5 protein-coding genes are annotated in these 4,037 nt (G+C 66.5%); 3 read left to right on the forward strand and 2 right to left on the reverse strand.

Annotated features, from left to right (window positions below):
• Positions 1-73: 73 nt before the first annotated feature.
• Complete coding sequence (locus tag JWR89_RS10635; RefSeq protein WP_068736180.1) at positions 74-292, forward strand: DUF3126 family protein; 219 nt, start codon at positions 74-76, stop codon at positions 290-292.
• Between the two features lie 185 nt (positions 293-477).
• On the opposite strand, the gene JWR89_RS10640 is transcribed toward JWR89_RS10635, so the two are convergent.
• Both JWR89_RS10640 and JWR89_RS10645 read right to left on the reverse strand, forming a co-directional pair.
• Positions 478-1,128, reverse strand: coding sequence for a response regulator transcription factor (locus tag JWR89_RS10640; protein ID WP_299715422.1), 651 nt, complete (start codon positions 1,126-1,128; stop codon positions 478-480).
• Positions 1,125-2,525: a histidine kinase gene (locus JWR89_RS10645; RefSeq protein ID WP_299715425.1), complete on the reverse strand. Its 1,401-nt coding sequence runs from the start codon at positions 2,523-2,525 to the stop codon at positions 1,125-1,127. The genes JWR89_RS10640 and JWR89_RS10645 overlap by 4 nt, the downstream gene beginning before the upstream one ends.
• Positions 2,526-2,728: 203 nt before the next feature.
• On the opposite strand from JWR89_RS10645, the gene JWR89_RS10650 reads away from it, so the two are divergent.
• The gene (locus JWR89_RS10650) at positions 2,729-3,487 is read left to right on the forward strand and encodes a MotA/TolQ/ExbB proton channel family protein (RefSeq protein WP_299715428.1); all 759 of its coding nucleotides are present in this window, start codon (positions 2,729-2,731) and stop codon (positions 3,485-3,487) included.
• Positions 3,484-4,037: hypothetical protein (locus tag JWR89_RS10655; protein ID WP_299715431.1), on the forward strand; the 554-nt coding region annotated here is incomplete at its 3' end. The genes JWR89_RS10650 and JWR89_RS10655, both read left to right, overlap by 4 nt.

The raw sequence follows: 4,037 nt of genomic DNA on the forward strand, positions 1-4,037 counted from the left end.
CTAGCCGTAAGCCTCGTCTCGCTTTAAAGCTTCGCCATCAGCTCAACGAACATCACTAGCATTGGAGACACCTGTGGACGTTCAGGAAGTCAGAAAACTCGACGCCTACCTCAAGCGCGTCTTCGGCAACCAGAAGCTCCGCGTCGTGCCGCGGCCGAAGAAAGACGATTCGGCCGAGGTCTACATCGGCGAGGAGTTCATCGGCGTGCTGTTCGTCGATGACGAGGACGACGATCGTTCGTTCCAGTTCCAGATGGCGATTCTCGAAGAAGACCTCGTCGATAACGGCTGAGCTGCGGGAGTTCGTGTCCCGGACGCCGTGCGGCATTCTCGGGCGATGCCCTTGCATCGCCGCCATGCCGCTCCGCAGATCCGGGATCCCGGTTTCCTCTTCGCATCACCGGGACCCCGGATCAGCAGCGCACCACGCGGCAAGGGCCGCGCGTTGCGCAGCATCCGGGGAACGATGGCAGCGAACTACCCCGCGTTTTCCGGAGCCACCAGGCCGGCAGCCGTTGCCAGCCACACCAGATGGGCGTCGGTCCGCGCGCCGATCTTCGACTTGATCTGGTAGTGATAGTTCTGCACCGTCTTGCTGCTCAGGTTGAGCGACGTGGCGATCTGTTCCGTGGTCCAGCCTGAAGCCACCAGCCGCAAAATTTCCGTTTCACGCGGGCCGAGATCCTCGATCAGCGACCGCTCGCCACCCAGCCGTTCGGCGGCGATTTCGCGGGCAATGTCTTCGCTCAGCGCGCGCCCGCCTTTGGCGACGGTGGCGATCGCGTTCACCAACTCGTGTGGCGCGCTGCTCTTGGTGATGTAGCCGCGCGCGCCGGCCTCGAAGGCCTTCAGCGCAAAGGCCGCGCTGGCGTGCATGGTGAACACCAGCACGCGCGCCGCGCGATCCCACTGCCGGATATGCCGGATCGCCTCGAGGCCGCCCGGGCCGGGCAGCGACAGGTCCATCACCACCACATCGGCGCGCTCCGCCTGGTAGGCGCGGTAGGCCGCGGCGGCGTCCTCCGCTTCGGCGGTGATCCGATATCCGGCCTGCCGCTCCAGCAGCCGGCGATAGCCTTCGCGCACCACGGGGTGGTCATCCACCAGCAGGATGCTGATCGCCATCATGCCAGGGCCGCCGCGGCAGGTTGCGTCCTTGGCAGCATCAGCGGAATCACCGCGGCGACGCGCACGCCATGCGCGGCTGCGGCGATTGACAGGCTGCCGCCGAGCGCGGCGATGCGTTCGCGAATGCCGAGAATGCCGTGGCCCGAGGCGGCGTTGATCGACGTGGCGTCGCCGCCGCCGTCATCTTCCACGCTCACGGCGATGGCGTTGTCGCCGCCACGGTTGCCGTGCTCGACGCGCAGATGGACATGACGCGGCCTGCCGTGGCGGGCGGCATTGGTCAGGCATTCCTGCGCGATGCGATAGACATTTACCGCGGCCTCGGCGGGTACGCTGGCGAGATCGCCGGCGACGTCGAGATGGAATACCGCGCGCCGCGTCGTGCTCGCATTCCAGCGCGCGACGAGCTGGATCAGGCTGTCCTGCAATCCGAGCTCCTCGAGGTCCTGCGAACGCAGGCGCGCCAGCGCGCCGCGCAGCGTGGTCATCATCTGCTGCGTGATGCGGGCGATCGCGCGGGCGTCTTCGGCGAGATCGGGATGCGCCGGCCGAGCGCCGGCCTCGATCGCGGCGGCGAGCGCCGCGGTGGCGGTCAGGCACTGGCCGAACTCGTCGTGCAGGTCGCGCGCCAGCGCCCGGCGCTCTTCCTCCTGGACCTGAAACAGCCGCTTGGTCAGCGCAATCCGTTCCGCCGTGGTGGCGGACAGCCGGCTCGCGAGGTCGTTGACGGCGCGGGCTATAAGGCTGAATTCGGTGGTGCCGAAAGCGGGCAGGCGATGGCCGTGATCGCCCTGTTCGAGCCGGCGCAGGCCGCGAACGATGCTGCGCGCCGGCATCAGTGCATGTCCGATCAGCAAGGTGGCGAGCAGCCCGATCCCCAGCGCCATCGCTGCGGCAACGCCGACCATCACCGTGACCTGGCGCCACGCCTGCCGCACCGCCACCGCAGGCTCGGCGCGCGCTTGCACCGAGCCGGCATGGCGCTGCCGGAAGGTCAGCGGCCGTGTCACGCTGCCATGCGGCCCGAACAGCCGGCCGTACACATCGACGAACCAGGATGGCGCCACGCTGCCGATTCCCTCCGTCTGGCTGCACACCTCGCGCGGCGGCTCCGCGCCCCGCGTGAAGCTGATGCAGATTCCGGGCGCGATCGACTTCATGGTGGCGATCGATTCCCAATCCGGCACCGGCAGCAGGGCATCGCGGTACGTGCCGTCGCGCCACAGCAGGTCGCGCCAGTACAGGTTCTGCAGCGTTGCGGCGACGCGGTCGGCCGAGCTGACGGTGTCGGCTTCGATGCTGCGATGCGCATCGACCAGCACCCAGCCGACCGTGCAGGCCAGACACAACAGCACCACGCCGACGAGACGAAGGATGAGATGAATCAGCAGCCGCATGGCATCGTTCCCCGCGCTGAGAGGCTGGTATTAAAGATGAAGCGCTCGCGGTCTGGCAAGGGCCGGTGCAACGCAGCAAATGTGTCGGGCAATTTGCCCGACGCACCACGGGCCGGTTGCCCTAGGGCGCGCCGCCAACGATGCGGCATCGTGGGACAAACCGGCGGTAAGCCGGACCGTCGGCAACCAGCAGGGAGAAGGTGATGCCGCGTCGTCTCGATCCGGCCGATCGCGCGCCGCTGCTGCACTGGATGATCTTCACCGGGCTCTGCCTGTTCGCCGCGGTGCTGCTCTGGCATTACGGATTGGTGCGGCAGATGCTCGCCGCCGACCGCACCTACATTTCCCTGGTGATCGTGCTGCTCTATATCGGCGCGTCGCTGCACTGCCTGTGGCGCACCATCGTGGTGTCGCGCGAGGCGCAGGCCGCGCGGCGCGCCGCGCAACTGTTCGCCGAGGGCGGCCACAGCGTGGTCGTAGTCGGCGATGGCGTCGCCATCGATGGCGTGCGGCCGCTGCCGAAAGGCCTGGTGGCGTCGCATATCCGCGACCTCGCGATGAAATCCACGCTGCAAAGCGGGCGGCGCATCGACCAGACGCTGCTGCTGCGCCGCCTCGCCGGCCATCTGCGCGGCTCCAACGGTTTCGGCAGCTTTGCCGGCGATACGCTGATGAAGCTCGGCCTGATCGGCACCATCGTCGGCTTCATCATGATGCTGGCGCCGATCGCCGGCCTCGACACCGGCAATCAGGGCGCGATCAAGGCCTCCATGAACCTGATGAGCGAGGGCATGGCGGTGGCGATGTACACCACGCTCGCGGGGCTGATCGGCTCGATCTTGGTCCGCATCCAGTACTACATGCTCGACGACGTGACCTCGCAACTGTTCGCCTTTGCCGTCGGGCTGATCGACGTCCACGCGATTTCGATTCTCGAACGCGAAGCGGAGCAGCCGGCGTGATCGACGAATTCGAATTTGACCGGCAGGAGGCGCCGTTCGATCCGCTCGGCGTCATGCTGTTCAAGGCGCTGCAGGTGATCGCCTTTTTGTTCTTCATCGCGCTGCTGGCGATCAAGACCAAGGAGGACGAGGGCAAGATCGACACCAAGCTCGAAATGCTGATCACGGTGAGCTGGCCCGACAAGCATCCCGATGACATCGACATGTTCGTGCGCGACCCGATCGGCAACATGGTGTGGTACCGCCGGCGCGAGGCCGGCTTCATGGTGATCGACCGCGACGACCGCGGCGGCCTCAATGACTTCATCATGGTCAACGGACAGAAGGTGCCGTCGCCGATCCGCCAGGAGATCGTCAGCGTGCGCGGCATCGTAGCCGGCGAGTACACCGTCAACATCTATCATTTCGCGGCGCTGACCGGAAAGCCGGTGCCGGTCACGGTCAAGGTCGAGAAGCTGAATCCAAAGGTACTGGTGGTGCACTACGACACCATCGAACTCGATCACGGCGGCGAGGAGCGAACCGCGGTGCGCTTCGTGCTGGACAAGGC

This window comes from Tardiphaga sp., assembly GCF_028290785.1.
In the GTDB taxonomy this organism is placed as follows: Bacteria; Pseudomonadota; Alphaproteobacteria; order Rhizobiales; family Xanthobacteraceae; genus Tardiphaga.